Genomic DNA, 18,750 nt, shown 5'->3' with positions numbered 1-18,750 from the left:
TCACTGGCAACCGGGTGGATAGTCTGATCAATGCCACACAATTTACAGGCTCATTAAGCCCCTTGTGACGTGAAGAAGGCGTGAAATAGCATCAGTGATGTCGGCCCGCCCAGGTTCAGGCGGGCTCGATGGCCAGCACCACGCAATCCGGCTCGCTGATGCAAAAACGGACGTTGCAGTCAAACAGCCGCACCCCGTACTCCTTCTCATCCGGCTTGCCCTTCTTGTAGGCGGGGCGCGGATCTTGCGCCAGCACTTCGCTCACCAGCTGGCGCAGCTCGGGGTGAGCCTTGAGCCAGGGTTGTAGTTGTTGCTCGGCCGCGGCACTGAAGCTCACCGCCAGCGGCGGGGTGGGGGCGTCGGGGGCAAAGCCGCCACGGGCATCCGGCAGGCTGTCGGCATAGGGAATGTAGGGCTTGATATCGACGATGGGGGTGCCATCGAGCAGATCCACCGCCCCCAGCTCCAGCCACAGCTTGCCCCGTTCACGGCCGACCCCGTGCAGCTCGACCACCGAGAGCCCTAGCGGATTTGGGCGGAAGGTGGAGCGAGTGGCAAAGACGCCGACCCGCTCGTTGCCGCCAAGGCGCGGCGGACGCACCGTCGGATGCCAGCCCTGCGCCATGGTCTGGTGAAAGACGAAGCTGAGCCACAGATGGGAGAACTGCTCGATGCCGCGCAGCATATCCGGCTGATCGTAAGGGGGGAGCAGCTCGAGGCGGGCGCGGGCCGATTTGACCAGTCCGGGCTGGCGGGGGATGGCGAACTTCTCCTTGTAGGGAGAGCGGATGATCCCGAGGGTGTCGATTTCGAACTTCATGGCGGATCCTGACTGAAAACCCCGGCAATTTAGCACAGGCGGCCCCAAAACGCAGGTTCGGCCTTATTACGCCCATTTCTGCGGCGCTGCCGTGATCCCTGTCCCATCCCGGCCAGTCGGGGGCTGTGCCCGCACGCCGAGTTGCGTAGGGTGGAGGCATTGGCGTGTCAGGATGAAATATGCGCACATGCGCCGAAGGGGGAGGGAGAGGGATGAAACTGCTGATTATCGGTGGCACCGGCTTTTTGGGGCGCCACCTCACCGCGCTGGCGCTGAATTGGGGCCATGAAGTGACGTTGTTCAACCGTGGCCTGCACCAGCATCCGGACTGGCGCGATCTGGTGCAGCTCACCGGCGACAGGGACAAGAGCCTGATCGCCCTGCAAGGGGCCAGTTTGCAGTGGGATCTCGTCATCGATACCTGCTGCTATCGCCCCGAGCAGGCGGCGAGCCTCTCGGCAGCTTTACTCGGGCGCTGCGCGCGGCTCATCTTTATCTCCACCATCAGCGTCTATCGCGATTTCTCAATGCCCGGGATGGATGAGTCGGCGCCGCTGCATGCTATCCCAGAAGGGGAAATGCCCACTGACTATGGCCCCCTCAAGGTGTTGTGCGAGCAGGAGTATCGCGCCCGCTGGGGCGAGCGGCTCTGCATCCTGCGCCCGGGCGTGCTGTGCGGCCCCCATGATCCTACCGGGCGCATGGCCTGGTGGATTAAGCGGGTGCAGCAGGGCGGGCTCTGGTTGCTGCCGGGCAGTGGCGAGGATCGCTTGCAGTATCTCGATGTGCGCGACTGCGCCGAGTTTGTGTTGCGCGCGGCCGAGCAGCAGTTGGGGGGCACATTCAACTTGCTCAAGCCCGGCATTACCCTCTGCGACTGGCTGGAGCGGCTGAGCGCTCGGTTGCAGCCCGCCCGCCCCATCCAGCCCGAGTGGCTGCCCTGGTCCACCCTGATGGCAGCCGGAATCGAGCCCTGGCAGAGCTATCCCACCCTGCTACCCTGCGCGCAGGCGGAGTTTGCCGGTTACGGCTCTATAAGCGCCGAGGCGGCCATCGTCCACGGGTTGAACTTCCGGCCACTGGAGGAGACCGCCGCCGACCTTGCCCACTGGCTGGCCATCGAGCCTGCCGCAGGGGTAGCGGCGAATGCCATGACTGAGGCACAGGAGACCTCGCTGCGGCAGCAGTTGCTGGAGCCCAGTCTGCAATAAGGGAGGGTGCATCGAGCCGCTGCTGTCGAAAATTGCTGCAATAGCGCGAACATAACGAGAGAGGGCATCCCGCGGGATGCCCTCTCTGTCTATCAAATGCCTGATGACGGCTTAAGATCGGCTGACTCCATTTCCTATCGTAGCGCTGTCGCTCGCCGAGTTAGCGGATGGCGGCCCCCGCGGCTACCAGCAGCTCTTTCAAAATGGTGCGATGGCAGTAGGACTCCTGCTCGCAGTAGCAACCGACCGAGAGGTTGGTGGTGTGGGAGAGGGCAGCCAGCAGCGCCAGATCATGTCTGGCGGCAGGTTGCGCCATCTCGGCCTTGTACTGTTTGCCAAACGCCGCCCACTGGGCGGGTGTCTCGGCTGCCAGCCCCAGCTTCATGGTCTCGCTGCTGGGGGCGAGGTTGGGGAACCAGACATCGTACCAATGCTGGCTGGCAAATTCGCTTTTGGGTATGCCGCGGGGCGGGCGGCGCACCGTGCCGATCCGCAGCCCCTCATCGGGCAGGCGCGGGCTGCCAAGGCGAACGATAGCGAGGGCCATGACAGCGAGTTATTTCTCTTCGGCCACTTTCAGCGCCTGCCCGTAGCAGATCACCTGTTTCAGGCAGCCCGGGGTGTCGCTGAATTCGGCGCATTTGTCGATGGTGACGCCGTTGCCACCCATGTCGGCGGCGCGGCGGCGGGCCAGGGTGCGCGCTTCACCTGCGTTGGGCACCGGCTGGTTGGCGTCGGCCTGGCAGGATTCACCCTCGATGGTGCCGAGGTAGAGGTAGTTGAGGTCAGCCAGCTCACCCTGTTCATAGATGCGCACGCTACCGGGTTTGAAGTATTCGTCGAAGTTCTCTTTATCCAGATTGCTGTTGAAGGCGTAGTTGGCACAGCCGGAGGCAATCAGGGGCATCATCAGGATCAGGCGTTTCATCGTCTCGTATCTTGTGTCGGTGATGAGGACAGTAGAAATGCGCAGGCGCTCCATGTCGGCATCTTGTTGAATAATGAGGGGGACATTATAGGGGCCAGCCGCCTGCGGCGACCAGCCCCGTTTTGCGCCCTGTTGTCGGGGTGTGACCCCCATCAGCCTGATATCAAACCGGAGCCAGTCGCTGATAGAGGCTGCGGTAGTAATCATCCGCCAGCAGCTCGTTGTGAGGGGCGCAGAGGCGGATCTGTCCCTCTTCCATCAGGGCAATCCGGTCCATCTGTTCCATCCCCAGCAGGCGGTGGGAGATAAGCAGCAAGGTGCGATCTGCCCCAAGCTTGAACAGCAGATCCATGATCTCCCGCTCGGTCTGACTGTCGAGCCCTTCGGTCGGCTCATCGAGCAGCCAGAGCGGCGCATCGTGCAGCAGGGCGCGGGCGATGCCGATACGGCGACGCTCACCACCGGAGAGGGGGCGGCCGCCGTCACCGAGCCAGGCGTCGAGGCCCGCCTCATCTTCCAGCAGATTGGCCAGTCCGACCTGGGTCAGCACCTCGACCAGCTGCTCGTCAGTGGCGGTCGGGGCGGCCAGCTTGAGGTTGCCCCGCAGGGTATCGGCAAACAGATGCACCCGCTGGCTCACCACCGAGATGGAGGCGCGCAGCGCCCCTTCGCTGTAGTCGGTCAGCGGCTTGCCACCCAGCAGGATTTTGCCCGCCTGCGGGCTCCACTCCCGGGTCAGCAGCCCCATCAGGGTCGATTTGCCGCAGCCGGTCTGGCCCAGCAGCGCCAGCTTCTCACCGGCGTGCAGCTGCAGGGTGCAGCCACGCAGCACCGGCTGGGGGTTGCCGGGGTAGCCAAAATAGAGGTCATTGATCTGCAGCGCGCCAGCGGTAGCGTGGGTCTGCTCGTCGCCCCACACGGGGGCTTTTGCCTCTTGCAGGATCTCGTTCAGGCGGCGTGCCGAGGTGAGGCTGGTGGAGAGGTGCTGGAAAGCCCCCGCCAGCGGCATCAGAGCCTCGAAGCTTGCCAGGGTGGCAAAGACCATCAGTGCTGTGATGGGGTCGGGCGCCGCACCCGCTACCCCATGACCGGCCAGCCAGAGCATCAGGGTCAGGGTCCAGCCGCTCAGCAGTTGCACCGAGAAGTTGGCCAGCCCGCTCACCTTGGCCATGCGGGCCTGTGCGGCGAGCAGCGCCTGTTCGGCCTGTTGCAGCTCAACCAGCGCCTTGGGAGCCGCGGCAAACATCTGCAGCTCGGCCTGACCATCCAGATAGTCCACCATCCGGGTACGCAGGGTCGATTTTTCGGCAATCAGCGCCTGACCGGGGCGACGGCCGAGGAAGTAGAACACCAGCGGCAGGGCAATCATGCCAAACAGCAGAATGGCACCCAGGGTGAGGGCGAGGCGACTGTCGAAAAACGACAGGAAGAAGACCAGTCCGGCGGTGCTGAGCAGGGCCGCGCCTATGGGGGTGATCAGCCGCAGATAGACGTGGTCCATCGCATCGATGTCGGCCACCAGCCGGTTGAGCAGATCCGCCTGACGGAAACCGGCCAGAGTACCGGTGGAGAGCGGCGAGAGTTTCTGCCAGAACCAGACCCGTAGTCGGGTCAGTACCCTGAAGGTGGCGTCGTGGCTCACTACCCGCTCACCCCAGCGACCGGCTGTGCGGACGATGGAGAAGAAGCGCACCCCGCCCGCGGGGGTCATGTAGTTAAAGGCATGGGTCGTCGCAACTGTCATTCCCGCCACGGCGGCGGCGGAGAGGAACCAGCCGGAGAGGGAGAGCAGCCCCATGCCGGCGGCCAGGGTCACCAGCGCCAGCAGCAAACCAATGGTGAGGCTGAGCCAGTGTTGGCGATAGAGGCGCAGAAACGGCAACAGATCACTCATCGAGAGAACCTCCGGAACGTTGGGAGAGCAGGCGGGCAAAAGGCCCATCCGCCTGACTCAATTGTTGGAAGCTGCCTTGCTCCACCAGCTGGCCGCGGGCCAGCACCATTATCTTGTCCATCTTGGTAAGCTGGTCGAGGCGGTGGGTGATCATCAGCAGGGTCTGGCCAGCCATCGCCTGCTCAAGGGTGGTCATGATGGCGCGTTCGGAGTGGCGATCCAGACTGGCGGTCGGTTCATCGAGCACCATCAGCTGGGTTGATTTGAGCAGGGTGCGCGCCAGGGCGAGGCGCTGGGCCTGACCGACCGAGAGGCCGCCAGCCTGATCGCCGACCGGATAGTCGAGCCCCTTTTCCATGGCAAATTCCCACGCCTGCGCCTGTTTCAGGGCATCTTCCAGCTCGGCATCGCTGGCCGTTGGCTTGGCCAGCAGCAGGTTGTCGCGCAAGGAGGCGTGGAACAGCTGCGGGTTTTGCGAGAGCCAGCCCAGTTGCAGGCGCCATTGGCTCATGTCAAGGGTGGCAAGCTCCTGCCCGTTGACCTTGAGCTCGCCACGATAGGGAGCAAAGCCGAGCAGGGCGTTGACCAGCGAGCTCTTGCCTGCGCCGCTGACGCCGATGAGGGCGGTGCGCGAACCGGCTTCCAAAGTGAAGTCGATGGGGCCGACCAGCACCTTGCCTTCGGCGCTCAGCACTTCAAGGGCTTTGGCTTCTACCTTGACCGGGCTGTCGGCATGGAACGGCGCTGTGCCTGCGGCCGGCTCGCTCACCTCGGCTTCGAGGAATTCAAGCAGCTGCTCGGCAGCGCCGATAGCCTGCGCCTTGGCGTGGTAGTGGGCACCCAGTTCTCGCAGCGGGGCGTAGAACTCGGGGGCGAGAAACAGCACGAACAGGCCGGTAAAGAGGGTGACCTTGACCCCATAGCTACCAAAGTTCAGATGGTCGATATAAGAGAAGCCGAAGTAGACTGCGACCAGCGCTACCGAGATGGCGGCGAAGAACTCCAGCACGGCGGTGCTCAAAAACGCCAGGCGCAGCACTTCCATGGTGCGCTCGCGAAAATCTTCCGAGGCGTCGCGAATGGCGTCACCTTCAGCCTGGGTACGCATAAAGAGTTGCAGGGTGCGCAGCCCCTTCAGCCGATCGAGGAAATGGCCGGAGAGACGGGCCAGCGCCTGAAAGTTGCGGCGGTTGGCATCGGCGGCGCCCACACCCACCAGGATCATAAAGATGGGGATGAGGGGGGCAGTGCCCAGCAGGATCAGGCCCGCCGCCCAGTTGACCGGGAATACAGCCACCAGAATGACCACCGGAATAAAGACGGCGATGGCCATCTGCGGCAGATAGCGGGAGAAGAAATCCTGCATGTTTTCAATCTGTTCCAGCAACAGGCTGGCCCAGCTACCGGCCGGACGGCGCTGGATATAGGCTGGACCGAGGCGACTCAAGCGAGTGAGCACCAGCTGGCGGATGGTCTGGCGCACCGCGCTGCCCGCCTTGAAACTGGCCACTTCGCGGCCATAGGCCAGAGCGGCCTTGCCAAGCGTCACCAGCAGCAGGGTAATAAAGAGCGTGATGGATTGCTCAGGTGTTGAGCCTTCGATGATAAAGCCGTGCAACAGGGTCGCCAGCAGCCAGGCTTGCGCCACCATAAGAATGCCCTGGCCAAGGCCAAAAGCGATGGATATCGTGATCCAGCGGCGACCGTGACTCGATTGCTTGCGCAACCAGCCATAGAGACGTTTTTGCGTTTTTTTATCCATTACCACCATCCTCGCGTCGAGTGGCGCAAGACTATCCTTGCCGTTTGGCCTTGGCAACCTTGTAAATTATCTGTGTTGAAAATGTTTGATTGAAAAAGCAACCGTCTGTTCAATCCTTGTCCGAACAGATTGATTTATTGAAAAAAGTGGCAAAGGCGCCATTGCGCTCGGCGGCAAAATGCATATAGTAGGAGCCCTGACGCGGGTGTAGTTCAATGGTAGAACGGTAGCTTCCCAAGCTGCATACGTGGGTTCGATTCCCATCACCCGCTCCAAATTTCAGATGCCAGGCGGGCATCGTATAATGGCTATTACCTCAGCCTTCCAAGCTGATGATGCGGGTTCGATTCCCGCTGCCCGCTCCAGCTTCAAAACAAAAAGCCCACTCCTGCGAGTGGGCTTTTTGTTTTTCATCTGTCTTGTGCGCCGTTCGACGTCACGCTCACCATTTCTAAGCTTTAAGGCAAGCCGCAGAGACAGAAAAGGCGCCTGAGGCGCCTTTTCAGATCAACAGCATAGCGGGAGCTTATTCCTGCTCCAGCTCACCACAGAAACGGTAGCCTTCGCCGTGGATGGTGGCGATGATCTCCGGAGTATCGTTAACGCTTTCGAAGTGCTTGCGAATGCGACGGATGGTCACATCGACGGTACGGTCGTGGGGCTTGAGCTCACGGCCGGTCATCTTCTTCAGCAGCTCGGCACGGGTCTGGATCTGGCCCGGGTTTTCGCAGAAGTGCAGCATGGCGCGGAACTCGGAGCGCGGCAGCTTGAACATGTCGCCAGTCGGGCTGACCAGTGCGCGGCTGTTGATATCCAGCGCCCAGCCGTTGAACAGGTAGCGCTCAACCAGTTTCTTCTCTTCGCCACCGGCTGCCACGTTCATGGTGCGGCTCAGCAGGTTGCGGGCACGGATGGTCAGTTCGCGCGGGTTGAACGGCTTGGTGATGTAATCATCGGCGCCGATCTCCAGACCCAGGATCTTGTCCACTTCGTTGTCACGACCGGTCAGGAACATCAGAGCGATGTTGTCGTTCTCACGCAGTTCACGGGCCAGCAGCAGGCCGTTCTTGCCCGGCAGGTTGATGTCCATGATCACCAGATTGATGGTGTGGGAAGTGAGGGCTTGATGCATTTCGTCGCCGTTGTTGGCTTCGAGCACGATGTAGCCTTCGGCTTCAAAAATGCTTTTCAGGGTATTGCGTGTGACCAGCTCGTCTTCGACGATCAGAATGTGTGGTGTTTGCATGAGTATTCCCAGATTCTTATCAGTTAATTATCTTAAATTTAACACTCTTTGGCGTTTCAAACCGATTTCCTGACTGATCCTGAAAATTTATTACGTCATCCTGGGTATGAGAGTCAGGTCGGAATATCGCGAATTAGGCATCAGTACCGGCAAGTATCCCTGTGCCACTTATAGGTTCCCGACAAGTCTGGTCGAGCAGAGCCTGGAAAGGTCGTCCATTACGAAAGTGGCCGCATTTTATCAGTTAACAGGAGCATAACAACACTCTTTGCCGTCAGATAGCAACTTTTTAACTCTGATTTGATATAGGTCAAACCCTGGTACAGCTGCATCATACTTGGCCTGAACCGTGTTTTCGCCCCTACAAAATGTAATGGAATGTAACATGTGATTGACATGAATTTGTGGGAAAACTACAAGAAAATTTGCTTTATCGCGCCATTTGAGCCACCAGACAGGTCTGCCTTTGCCATCATCACAGCCTGGAATCCGGCCAGCCAGTGGGTCACAGAACGACGCAATATGCGGCGGGAACGGGCGCTGTGGCGCCATCTGACCGTGGATTTGCACGTGCCCGTGGTGGGGCCATTTTGGGGATCTGACCCGGACGAACGCTGGCAGGAGTCATCGCTGGCGGTGGCGCTATCCCTGCCACAAGCCCGTCAGCTGGCTGCGCGTTTTGGCCAGAACGCCATCTACTGGGTGGAGGATCGCCAGCTCTGGCTGGTGCCAGTATTGACGGATAAATCAGCAGTTTGTCTGGGCAATATTGAATCCTTCTGGATTGCCAGAAACCTTGCCTGATGAAAGAATGAACACCTTCATGTATCTGAAAGGAATCAAATCATGCTGGATCTCCTGCCCGACCTCTGCGATCAACATGGCGACTTGCTGCAAGTGGCCGACCCGGTGTTTCAGGATTTTGGCGGCAAGGCCATCTTCTATGGTCGCGCCGTAACGCTCTCCTGTTATGAAGACAACAGTCTGGTGCGGGATCTGGTGACCCGCCCCGGTCACGGCAAGGTGATGGTGATCGATGGCGGCGGCTCGCTGCGCCGTGCGCTGCTGGGCGATCAACTGGCGGTCAAGGCGGTGGAGCAGGGGTGGGAGGGGATCCTGATCCACGGCGCGGCGCGGGATGTGGGCACTCTGGCGACACTGGCGCTCGGGGTCAAGGCGCTGGCAGCCTGTCCGGTCAAGACCGAGAAGCGAGGATTGGGAGAGCTGGGGGCCGTGGTCAGCTTTGCCGGTGTGACCATCCACGAAGGGGATTACGTCTATGCGGATCGCAACGGCGTGGTGGTGAGTGCCACGCCGCTGATCTGATTCAGAAGTTGAAACCGACCCCCAGACTCAGTGCCTGATCGGCAGTGATGGCGCTGACGCCGTAGTTGGCGGTGAGGGAGAGTCTGGGGGTCAGCAGCAGGCTGGAGTTAAGCTCCAGCAGGGTGCTGGCCTTGTTGAGATCGAGATGCTTGATCTGGCTGCCGATATTGAATGCCGGAGAGAGCTGGTAGCGTACCCCCGAACTCATATTGAAACCGGATGTGCGATTCTGATCCGCCACCGCCGGGCCCGCTTCCATAAAGAGGGTCACATCATCCACCACCGGATATTGATAGCCGCTATTGACCAGCCAGAGATCAAAACTGTCGCTGTGATGGCTATGGCCATTGAGCAGCACACCCGAGTAACTTTTGACATAGAGAGACGGGTTGGATTGCGGCTGAACCACTGCCCAGTCGGCGGCCTGTACAGCCATGCTGGCGCAGGTTGCAAGCAGTGTGATGATGAGCGATTTGACCATTCGTTTCCCCTCCCTGGGTCCGGAACTGAGCCTAAGCATGGCACATGCCAGCTGGTAGTAAAGTGAAGGGAGATCACAATAAAATCCTTTGGCATGGGCGCCAGCCATGATAAACAGGCTGCCGTATTGATGGCTCTAATCATTAAGAGGTGAATCCATGAACAAGAAACTGACTCTGCTGGCCGCGCTGGCACTGGGAGGCTGCGCAATGGCAACAGGTTCCAGCATGGCTCAACTGCAAGCATCCAGCTGGCAGTTGCAAGGCGCTACCGGCGATACCTTTACCCTGCAAGTGGTCGACGGCAAGGTGGCGGGCAAGGGCGGCTGCAACCGCTATTTTGGCGGTATCACCAAACAGGGTGACGGTGTCTTGACGCTGGGCGCCATGGGCTCCACTCGCATGATGTGCATCGGTGACGCCATGAACAAAGAGACCGAGTTCCTGCAAAAGCTGGAGAAGGTGGCAACCTACTCCATCAACGGCAACCAGCTGACTCTGAGCGATGCCAACAAGGCGGCCCTGCTCACCTTTAACGCGGTGCCTGCTGCCAAATAAGGCACGCGTTTGTCTGATTGCCCCGACAGCTCTGACTGTCTGATACACGCCCTCCTTCTGGAGGGCGTCTGTTTATCTGCGATGAACCCTGTGTGGTCATCCGCGATTGTTGTTCACTCGTCGATTCTCCAGTCAGCCCGCTTTGATGCCAGAACCTCGTATCTTTGCTTCGGTACGTATCTTGATCATTTCAATAATTCTTGTATAGTTGAAATGAAAGGTCACACCAAGGGGAATGAAGATGAACAAAGAGATGGCCACCAAGGTCTTTGAATCGCTGGCATCCGGCATCCGGCTCGATGTATGGCGGCTGCTGGTCAAGGGCGGGTTGGAGGGGCGGGTCGCGGGCGAACTGGCCAGCGAACTCGATATTGCCCCCAACACCCTCTCGTTTCACCTCAAGGCGATGCTCAACACCGGTCTGCTGTCGGTGGAGCAGGAGGGGCGCTTTCTGCGCTACCGCGCCAATATTCCCCTGATGCTGGATGTGATCGCCTATCTCACCGAGGAGTGCTGCGCCGGTCATCCCGAAGCGTGCGGCGTGATGCGCGCCGAGTCAGCCTGCTCCCCCCATGTTCTGCCTGCGCAGCCCTGCTGCACCAAGGAGTAATGCCATGTCCTTCATTCAGATTTTTGATCCCGCCCTCTGCTGCTCCAGCGGTGTTTGTGGCACCGAGGTTGATCAGGCACTGGTCACCTTCGCAGCCGACCTAGCCTGGGCCAAGGCGCAGGGGGTGGCCATCGAGCGTTTCAATCTGGCCCAGCAGCCGATGCAGTTTGCCGAGACACCTGCCGTCAGCGCTTTTCTGACCCACGCCGGGGAGGAGGGGTTGCCGCTGGTGCTGGTGGAGGGACAGGTGGTGTTGACCGGCCGTTATCCGAGCCGCAGCGAGTTGGCTCGTTATGCCGGGCTGCCTGCGCCGCAAGCGGCCATCAAGGGGATCGTCAAGGGCGGCTGCTGCTCTGGCAGCGGTTGCTGCTGAGTCGTGACGCACCATTCGGGAGAGGCTATGTACCATTTTCTGACCAATCCACCGCCGTTTCTCTTTTTCACCGGCAAGGGCGGGGTGGGCAAGACCTCGCTGGCTTGCGCCAGTGCGGTAGCGCTGTGTGATATTGGCAAGCGGGTGCTGCTGGTGAGCACAGATCCTGCCTCCAACGTGGGGCAGGTGTTTGCCACCGAGATCGGCAATCGCGTCACCACCATCGCCGCTGTGTCCGGTTTGTCGGCGCTGGAGATAGATCCCCCCGCGGCGGCCAAAGCTTATCGGGAGCGGATCGTCGGGCCGGTGCGCGGCAAGTTGCCCGAGAGCGTGGTACGCAGCATCGAGGAGCAGCTCTCCGGCGCCTGCACCACCGAGATCGCCGCCTTTGACGAATTCACCGCCCTGCTGACTGACCAAACGCTGCTGGCCGAGTATGACCACATCGTCTTTGATACGGCTCCAACCGGTCACACCATCCGGCTGCTGCAACTGCCGGGCGCCTGGAGCGAATTTCTGGAGCAAGGCAAGGGGGATGCCTCCTGCCTGGGCCCGCTGGCGGGGTTGGAGAAACAGCGCAGCCAGTATGCAGAGGCGGTCGCCGCGCTGGCTGATGCTGCTCGCACCCGCTTGGTGCTGGTGGCGCGCGCCCAGCAGTCCACCCTGCGGGAAGTGGCCCGCACCCATGAGGAGCTGGCGGCCATCGGCCTGGCAAACCAGCAGTTGGTGATCAATGGCCTCTTCCCCGAAGGCGCCATTGCCGGAGATCCGCTGGCAATGGCGCTCTGGCAGCGTGAGCAACAGGCTCTTGTACAGATGCCGCAGGGGATAAAGGGGCTGGCGCAGGATCATATCCCGCTGCTGGCCACCAATCTGGTGGGGGTCGACAGTTTGCGGCTGTTGCTGCAATCAGAGGGAACAACCGCCCAATCTCCGACAGTACAGTCTACAGCCAAGCAAGCCCAGCCCGAGTTGAGTTCGCTGGTGGACGAGCTGGCCGCCGACGGTCACGGCCTCATCATGCTGATGGGCAAGGGCGGGGTGGGCAAAACCACGCTGGCGGCCGCCGTGGCGGTGGAGCTGGCGAGCCGCGGCCTGCCGGTGCACCTCACCACCTCGGATCCCGCCGCGCACCTGAGCGAGACGCTGGCAGGTAGCTTGCCCCATCTGGAGGTGAGCCGCATCGACCCCCACGCCGAGACCGAGCGTTACCGCGCCCAGGTGCTGGCCACCAAGGGAGCAGCCCTGGACGAGCAGGGGCGGGCGTTGCTGGAGGAGGACTTGCGCTCCCCCTGTACCGAGGAGATCGCCGTGTTCCAGGCCTTCTCGCGCATCATTCGCGAGGCGGGCAAGCGCTTCGTGGTGATGGATACAGCCCCTACCGGCCACACCCTGCTGCTGCTCGACGCCACCGGCGCCTACCACAGGGAGATCGCTCGCCAGATGGGAAACAAGGGGCTGCACTTCACCACCCCCATGATGCAGTTGCAGGATCCCAAACAGACCAAGGTGTTGATTGTGACCCTACCCGAGCCCACGCCAGTGCAGGAGGCGGCCAATCTGCAATCCGATCTGCGCCGCGCGGGCATCGAGCCCTGGGGCTGGCTCATCAACTACAGCTTGCAGCAAGCCGCGGTCAGCTCGCCGCTGCTGCAACTGCGGGCCGAGTGCCAGTTGCCCCATATTGAGGCGGTCGAGCAGCAACACGCCAGCCGCTACGCCGTGGTGCCGCTGCTCGCCGAGGAGCCGGTGGGGCCCGATGCCCTAGGCCGCCTCTGCCAGCACCATTGAGTCGCCGCCCCGGCCAGCAGCCGGGGCGGCTTGAATATGCCGTTACTTGTTATAAACCCGTGTTTTGAACCAATAGAAGATGCGGAATTGCGCCGCATCGGGAGCTGTGATGTCTGCAACATGTGATGCCAAGGCCGTGCCTGCCATCGGCTTTTTTGAACGTTATCTGACCGCCTGGGTCGCCCTCTGCATTCTGGTGGGGATCGGGCTCGGGCAGGGGTTGCCGGATCTCTTCAAGGCGATCGGCGCCATGGAGGTGGCCAAGGTCAACCTGCCGGTGGGGCTGCTGATCTGGGTGATGATCATTCCCATGCTGCTCAAGATCGACTTTGGCGCCCTGCATCAGGTGAAGGGGCATCTCAAGGGGATTGGGGTCACCCTCTTTATCAACTGGCTGGTCAAACCCTTCTCCATGGCCTTCCTCGGCTGGCTCTTTATCCGCGTGCTGTTTGCCGACTGGCTGCCAGCGGATCAACTCGACAGTTACGTCGCGGGGCTGATCCTGCTGGCGGCGGCCCCCTGCACCGCCATGGTGTTTGTCTGGAGTCGCCTCACCAACGGCGATCCCTACTTCACCCTGTCGCAGGTGGCGGTGAACGACCTTATCATGGTGTTTGCCTTCGCCCCGCTGGTGGCGCTGCTGCTCGGGGTCTCCAGCATCATAGTGCCGTGGGATACCCTGCTTACCTCTGTGGTGCTCTATATCGTCATCCCGGTCATCATCGCCCAACTGCTGCGCAAGGCCTTGCTGAAAAAGGGAGAGGCCCATTTTGACGGCGTCATGACCCGCATCCAGCCCTGGTCGGTGGCAGCCCTGCTGCTCACTCTGGTGCTGCTGTTCGCCTTTCAGGGCAACGCCATCATTGAGCAGCCGCTGGTTATCGCCCTGTTGGCGGTGCCCATCCTGATCCAGGTGCTGTTCAACTCAGGGCTCGCCTACTGGCTCAACCGCAAGGTGGGGGAGAAGCACTCGGTTGCCTGTCCTTCCGCCCTGATCGGCGCCTCCAACTTCTTCGAGCTGGCGGTGGCCGCCGCCATCAGCCTGTTCGGCTTTCACTCCGGCGCGGCGCTCGCCACTGTGGTCGGGGTGCTGATCGAGGTGCCGGTCATGCTGCTGGTGGTGCGGGTGGTTAACGCCAGCAAACCCTGGTACGAAGCGGGGCTGGGCCGTTAACTGATGGCCGCTAACAGATGGCCGCGAACTGATGCTATCCATTTTCTATTCACTTGATTAATGAGAGACACGCAAATGAGTGCAATCACCATCTATCACAACCCGGAATGTGGTACCTCCCGTAACACCCTGGAGCTGATCCGCAACAGCGGCGTCGAGCCCACAGTCATCCACTATCTGGAGACGCCCCCCTCCCGCGACCAGCTGGTGGCGCTGATCGCCGCCATGGACATGCCGGTGCGGGATCTGCTGCGCAAGAACGTGCCACCCTACGAGGCGCTCGGGTTGGCGGAGGATCGTTTCAGCGATGATGCGCTGATCGATGCCATGCTGGCTCACCCCATCCTCATCAACCGTCCCATCGTGGTCACGCCGCTTGGCACCAAACTGTGCCGTCCGTCGGAAGTGGTGCTCGATATTCTGCCCGATCAGCAAAAAGGGGCCTTCGCCAAGGAGGATGGCGAGCAGGTGGTGGATGCGAGCGGCAAGCGCCTCAAGTAATCATCTGAGTACTCAAGTACGGATTGAAACAGGGACAGCTTCACGCTGGCCCTGTTTCGTTGTGTGAACAAGTTGAAAAAGTTACTCCGGCCAATCGTTTTACCGCTTTTTCTGTGACGATGATCACTGTACCATCGCCGCCCGACCTGCCACCCGCCGCATCTCCCCCTGCGACGGCGTTGGCGTCACCCGATACATGCTGTCACCCGGAACGTGAATGACCCCAGGATGGGACCCGCCACTAACCTGTAGGTTTGTGGTCTGCGTGTCGCGTGGGTCGGCACTTCTCCCGCCGGATCGCCCGCGACGCCTGTCTGCAGACTTGCCATATGAAACTCCTCTCTTCATAGGTGCAAGATGACACTGTTATTGAGTCTGGTCGGTATGCTGGCCCTGATGTTTATCGCTTGGCTGGCGAGTGAAAACCGCCGAGCCATCCGCTGGCGAACCGTGCTGGGGGCGCTCGCCCTGCAAACCGGTTTTGCTGCTCTGGTGCTCTACTTCCCCCCCGGACAAATCATGCTCGGTGCCATGAGTAATGGCGTCTCCGCCCTGCTCGGCTTTGCCGACAGCGGTATCCGTTTCGTGTTTGGCGATCTCGCCAGCAACGGCTTTATCTTCGCCGTGCGGGTGCTGCCGCTGGTGATCTTTATCAGCGCGCTGATCGCCGTGCTTTACCACTTCGGCATCATGCAGTGGGTGATCCGGGTACTGGGCGGTGCTATTCATCGCCTGCTCGGCACCAGCCGCGCCGAATCCCTGGTGGCCACCGGCAACATCTTCCTGTCGCAAGGGGAGTCGCCGCTGCTTATTCGTCCCTTCCTCGCCGGTATGACCCGCTCCGAACTCTTTGCGGTGATGACCTGCGGCATGGCTTCGGTAGCGGGCTCGGTGCTGGGCGGTTACGCCGGTCTGGGTGTGGATCTGAAATACCTCATTGCCGCCTCCTTTATGGCGGCGCCGGGTGGCCTGCTGATGGCCAAACTGCTGGTGCCGGAGCAGCAGCAGGTGAGCGATCAGACCGAGATCACCCTCGACAAGAGCGACTACAGCAACGCCATCGACGCACTGGCGGGCGGCGCCATGGGCGGCATGAAGATCGCCGTGGCCATCGGTACTATCCTGCTGGCCTTTGTCAGCGTCATCACCATGATCAACGCCGGTCTCACCACCGTCGGCGAGTGGTTCGGCTGGGCCGATCTCTCCTTGCAGCAGCTGCTTGGCTATCTGTTTGCCCCGGTGGCCTGGCTGATTGGTGTGCCCGCCAGCGAGATGATGGCGGCAGGATCCCTGATTGGTCAGAAGGTGATCATGAACGAGTTCGTCGCCTATCTGGACTTTGCCAATATCAAGGCAGATCTGAGCGCACACACCCAGATCATCATCACCTTCGCCCTCTGTGGTTTTGCCAATCTGGGCTCCATTGCGGTGCAGCTTGGCTCCATCGGCACCATGGCGCCGGAGCGCCGCCACGATGTGGCCAATATGGGCTTCAAGGCGGTGCTGGCGGCGACCCTGGCCAACCTGATGAGCGCCACCCTGGCCGGGATCTTTGTCTCCCTCTGATGAGATAAAACGAGGCTGCGCCAGTAAAAAAGCGCCCGCCCCATCTGGGGCGGGCGCTTTGTTTTATGGGCAGGGTGCTAGCGAGTGTTCGCTTCCCCCAGCCGTGGGTTGAGGGAGAGGATCCGGGTCTTGCTGACCCGGTGACGATAGATCTCCCGCAGATAGAGCAGCGCCTTTTTCACCGATTCGCGGCTGAGGCGAATATCGTTGATGGAGACGAACTTCTCCTTCTCGCGGATAAGCTCCCGATATTTCTTCTCATACATGGGCTTGATGGCGTACCAGTTGGTATCGAGGATCTTGGCCGGGTTCTCGAACTCGTTGAGCATGCTGTCGAGCAGCGCATCGTTCCACTCCTCATTGCAGATCATCTCGATCACCGCCTTGTCCAGATGCTCATCGAAGCGATAGTGATCCTTGGCAAAGCAGCGCTTGATAAAGGCCACGATCAGGGTCAGGAAGTCATCGCTCAGGCAGGGGCTCTTGACGATCAGGGTGGTGAGAGAGATGTTGGCCGACGCTCCAATGACCAGCGCATAGCGCTTGAGGGTGGTATTGGGGAAGAGTCCGTTGAGGTGAGACTTGAGCCGGTTGAGATCCATATAGGAGAGCTTGTACTCCTTGGGCAGGGAGATGATCGACACCACCGATGAGCAGTTCTTGAAGAAGTGCAGCTCGTTGAGGTGGGCCGGGTCATGGCCACTTTTCACATAGTCGTCCAGATACTCCCGATAGTTGCCCGCCTCGATGGGCAGCAGACTGATCCCCTCGATGGCCTGGGTCATCTTGTTGAAGTGGGGCAGCTCGATGGAACGGGTGAAGAGATCGTCCACATTGAGCCCGTCCTCCTTGTCAAACAGGCCGCTGGGGGGCGAGATGGACTCGGCATACGCCACCGCCACCGGCCCCGCCAGACTCATAAAGAGGTCGTTGGCATCGAGCCGAATGGTCTCGCTGATGTCGATGCCCGCCCGGCGAAAGTAGTTCTCGTCGTAGTCGGTGGTGACGGCCTGAGCGGTAAGAATGTTGAAGATCTGCTGGGAGATGTACTGGTTGGCGTACTTCTCCATGGTGTTGACATCAACATGCTGGATCTCGCCATCGTCGCTCTCTTCGGCGTAGCGCATGATGTCGTTGGAGATCAGCATCATGGCATTCCAGGGCCTGATCCGCTTGAGCATGCTGGCATCGCACGCCTGCTCGTTGTCGAAGTGATAGGAGAAGTCCCACTCCTCGGCCAGATACTTGCACAGCAAACGCCCCGCGTTGATGTGCAGCGCTTCCGAGATCTCGATACCCCGATCACAGATATTGGGCAGGATGCAGATGCCGCTGGTGAAGATGGGATCGAACATGAAGTGCTCCCCGAGGGAGAGATGCTCCTCCTCTTCTGACGGGGGTGAAAAGGTCTTGCTCATGTAGGAGTACTGTTGGGCCAGCCCGAACTCGGAGGCCATGCCGGAGCCGGTGCCGCCCCCGGCACTGAAGATGTAGAAATAGAGGCGGGACTGGTTGGCCTTGATGCCGCAGGAGTCCACCAGATAGGTATGAATGGCCTGCCACTCGGAGTTGGCGAAGTAGTGGGGGCTTTTGTTGAGGATGATCTTGGCCAGATACTGGCCAAGGATGGGGGCGTTACCCGCGCCTCCCGCATGGATCTCCGACAAGTCCATCACCCGCATCTTGGCGTAGTCACGCAAGGAGCCACCTTCGCCGCTGCGATTGGAGTGGCGGATGCGGCCATCGATGTCCTTGTCCAGATCCCCCAGCATCACCATGGGCTCGATCAGAAAGACCGGTCGAGCCCCGTTGTTTGGCAGCCGCAGATTGCGCCGGATCCAGCTTACCGGACCAAACTCCTTCTCCCGCTTGCGTTGTTCTTCACTGTTGAATTCATTGAGATAAAAGCTGCGGGCGTTGTAGACCAGCGAGGCCACATCCTGCGCGATGTTGGAGCCGCAGCGTCCCAGCCCCACCAGACAGACGGACGGAAAGTTGTGGGGCACGGCGGCGCCCGTTTCACTCTCTCCGATGGCGGCCGGAAACACCGCGTGGCGCAGCTGTTCCAGATTGGCAAGAATGCGGGCCAGATCCCCTTCGGTGTAGTAGAGGTAACGGTTACCTGCGTCCTGCTCATCATCCGTGCTGATAGGTAGCAGATCGATATGCTCGGTCATGAAAAAAGATCCCTCTTGGCGGCGAATGTATATAAATCAGCAGCTTTGCACTGCCCGCTAACTCTAGATGATAAAAAGCGGGGGCGCGGTGAGCGGAGGGTGAGAGTTGTTACTGTGTGATCATGGGCACAACAACACCCCGGAAATCAGCCGGTACTCCTCAACGGACGGATTGGGTGACGGTGCCCCATTTTCCTGAAAAGGGGGACGAACAGACTCAACAACGTGTTGACCCCGTGCCGGATCATCCCGCTCTGAGCGGACTGTTTCCCTTGCACTGGCGTGGTGGCGCATACATGAAAAAGAATTCTTAGATTGGTTTTAGCACTTCCAA

Annotated in this window: 18 protein-coding genes and 2 tRNA genes; 12 read left to right on the top strand and 8 right to left on the bottom strand. The window is 60.5% G+C overall.

The annotated features are described in order from the left end of the window. Nucleotides 1–115: 115 nt before the first annotated feature. Nucleotides 116–820 carry a tRNA (N6-threonylcarbamoyladenosine(37)-N6)-methyltransferase TrmO gene (gene tsaA / locus AB5Z05_RS13410; RefSeq protein WP_368151859.1) on the bottom strand — a complete coding sequence of 235 codons (705 nt, stop codon included), beginning with the start codon at nt 818–820 and terminating at the stop codon, nt 116–118. Between the two features lie 212 nt (nt 821–1,032). On the opposite strand from tsaA, the gene AB5Z05_RS13405 reads away from it, so the two are divergent. Beyond that, nucleotides 1,033–2,031, top strand: a complete 999-nt coding sequence (locus tag AB5Z05_RS13405) for an NAD-dependent epimerase/dehydratase family protein (RefSeq protein WP_368151857.1) — start codon at nt 1,033–1,035, stop codon at nt 2,029–2,031. Between the two features lie 160 nt (nt 2,032–2,191). On the opposite strand, the gene AB5Z05_RS13400 is transcribed toward AB5Z05_RS13405, so the two are convergent. The 4 genes from AB5Z05_RS13400 to cydD form a co-directional block, all read right to left on the bottom strand. Further along, nucleotides 2,192–2,578, bottom strand: coding sequence for a DUF488 domain-containing protein (locus AB5Z05_RS13400; protein WP_368151855.1), 387 nt, complete (start codon nt 2,576–2,578; stop codon nt 2,192–2,194). Between the two features lie 9 nt (nt 2,579–2,587). Then, complete coding sequence (gene rcsF, locus AB5Z05_RS13395; RefSeq protein WP_368151853.1) at nt 2,588–2,959, bottom strand: Rcs stress response system protein RcsF; 372 nt, start codon at nt 2,957–2,959, stop codon at nt 2,588–2,590. Nucleotides 2,960–3,122: 163 nt separating this feature from the next. Next, entirely contained in the window at nt 3,123–4,853 is a 1,731-nt protein-coding gene (gene cydC / locus AB5Z05_RS13390) for a cysteine/glutathione ABC transporter ATP-binding protein/permease CydC (protein ID WP_110302745.1), read from the bottom strand. Further along, on the bottom strand, nt 4,846–6,615 hold the full coding sequence (gene cydD, locus AB5Z05_RS13385; RefSeq protein ID WP_368151851.1) for a cysteine/glutathione ABC transporter permease/ATP-binding protein CydD: 1,770 nt from the start codon (nt 6,613–6,615) through the stop codon (nt 4,846–4,848). Before cydD ends, cydC begins: the two co-directional genes overlap by 8 nt. 201 nt (nt 6,616–6,816) lie before the next feature. Here cydD and AB5Z05_RS13380 point away from each other — a divergent pair. Together AB5Z05_RS13380 and AB5Z05_RS13375 are read left to right on the top strand one after the other, a co-directional pair. Beyond that, a tRNA-Gly gene (locus tag AB5Z05_RS13380) sits at nt 6,817–6,890 on the top strand. Nucleotides 6,891–6,905: 15 nt separating this feature from the next. Continuing rightward, nucleotides 6,906–6,980, top strand: a tRNA-Gly gene (locus AB5Z05_RS13375). Between the two features lie 161 nt (nt 6,981–7,141). Here AB5Z05_RS13375 and arcA read toward each other — a convergent pair. Further along, nucleotides 7,142–7,861, bottom strand: coding sequence for a two-component system response regulator ArcA (gene arcA / locus AB5Z05_RS13370; protein ID WP_005338193.1), 720 nt, complete (start codon nt 7,859–7,861; stop codon nt 7,142–7,144). A gap of 396 nt (nt 7,862–8,257) precedes the next feature. Between arcA and AB5Z05_RS13365 the strand changes: the two genes are divergently transcribed. Next, nucleotides 8,258–8,665 carry a DUF3293 domain-containing protein gene (locus AB5Z05_RS13365; RefSeq protein WP_181269019.1) on the top strand — a complete coding sequence of 136 codons (408 nt, stop codon included), beginning with the start codon at nt 8,258–8,260 and terminating at the stop codon, nt 8,663–8,665. A gap of 42 nt (nt 8,666–8,707) precedes the next feature. Continuing rightward, entirely contained in the window at nt 8,708–9,187 is a 480-nt protein-coding gene (locus AB5Z05_RS13360; protein WP_043818759.1) for a putative 4-hydroxy-4-methyl-2-oxoglutarate aldolase, read from the top strand. Nucleotide 9,188: 1 nt separating this feature from the next. Here the strand turns inward: AB5Z05_RS13360 and AB5Z05_RS13355 are convergent, their stop codons facing one another. Then, nucleotides 9,189–9,668 carry a hypothetical protein gene (locus AB5Z05_RS13355; protein WP_005350173.1) on the bottom strand — a complete coding sequence of 160 codons (480 nt, stop codon included), beginning with the start codon at nt 9,666–9,668 and terminating at the stop codon, nt 9,189–9,191. A 157-nt stretch (nt 9,669–9,825) separates the two neighbouring features. Between AB5Z05_RS13355 and AB5Z05_RS13350 the strand changes: the two genes are divergently transcribed. The 7 genes from AB5Z05_RS13350 to AB5Z05_RS13320 all read left to right on the top strand — a co-directional run bounded on the left by AB5Z05_RS13350 (nt 9,826) and on the right by AB5Z05_RS13320 (nt 16,239). Next, a complete protein-coding gene (locus AB5Z05_RS13350) occupies nt 9,826–10,224 on the top strand; it encodes an META domain-containing protein (protein ID WP_005359119.1) in 399 nt (132 codons plus the stop codon). Nucleotides 10,225–10,465: 241 nt separating this feature from the next. Further along, nucleotides 10,466–10,834: an ArsR/SmtB family transcription factor gene (locus AB5Z05_RS13345; protein WP_368151848.1), complete on the top strand. Its 369-nt coding sequence runs from the start codon at nt 10,466–10,468 to the stop codon at nt 10,832–10,834. 4 nt (nt 10,835–10,838) lie between these two features. Further along, nucleotides 10,839–11,207, top strand: a complete 369-nt coding sequence (gene arsD, locus AB5Z05_RS13340) for an arsenite efflux transporter metallochaperone ArsD (RefSeq protein ID WP_368151846.1) — start codon at nt 10,839–10,841, stop codon at nt 11,205–11,207. Nucleotides 11,208–11,234: 27 nt separating this feature from the next. Continuing rightward, the gene (gene arsA / locus AB5Z05_RS13335; RefSeq protein ID WP_368151845.1) at nt 11,235–12,998 is read left to right on the top strand and encodes an arsenical pump-driving ATPase; all 1,764 of its coding nucleotides are present in this window, start codon (nt 11,235–11,237) and stop codon (nt 12,996–12,998) included. A 109-nt stretch (nt 12,999–13,107) separates the two neighbouring features. Continuing rightward, nucleotides 13,108–14,172 carry an ACR3 family arsenite efflux transporter gene (gene arsB, locus AB5Z05_RS13330; protein ID WP_064341225.1) on the top strand — a complete coding sequence of 355 codons (1,065 nt, stop codon included), beginning with the start codon at nt 13,108–13,110 and terminating at the stop codon, nt 14,170–14,172. A gap of 75 nt (nt 14,173–14,247) precedes the next feature. Then, nucleotides 14,248–14,673, top strand: coding sequence for a glutaredoxin-dependent arsenate reductase (gene arsC / locus AB5Z05_RS13325; RefSeq protein ID WP_139493548.1), 426 nt, complete (start codon nt 14,248–14,250; stop codon nt 14,671–14,673). A gap of 357 nt (nt 14,674–15,030) precedes the next feature. After that, nucleotides 15,031–16,239: a NupC/NupG family nucleoside CNT transporter gene (locus AB5Z05_RS13320; RefSeq protein WP_021230483.1), complete on the top strand. Its 1,209-nt coding sequence runs from the start codon at nt 15,031–15,033 to the stop codon at nt 16,237–16,239. Between the two features lie 77 nt (nt 16,240–16,316). Here AB5Z05_RS13320 and AB5Z05_RS13315 read toward each other — a convergent pair whose 3' ends face one another. Then, nucleotides 16,317–18,416 (bottom strand): hypothetical protein, encoded by a 2,100-nt coding sequence (locus AB5Z05_RS13315; RefSeq protein ID WP_368151843.1) that lies wholly within the window; start codon nt 18,414–18,416, stop codon nt 16,317–16,319. Between the last annotated feature and the right edge of the window lie 334 nt (nt 18,417–18,750).

Origin of the sequence: Aeromonas sp. R2-4 (assembly GCF_040908365.1) — a bacterium.
GTDB classification, from domain to species: Bacteria; Pseudomonadota; Gammaproteobacteria; order Enterobacterales; family Aeromonadaceae; genus Aeromonas; species Aeromonas veronii.
The sequence above is the reverse complement of the archived record's forward strand: the minus strand, read 5'-3'. Positions and strand labels throughout refer to the sequence as shown.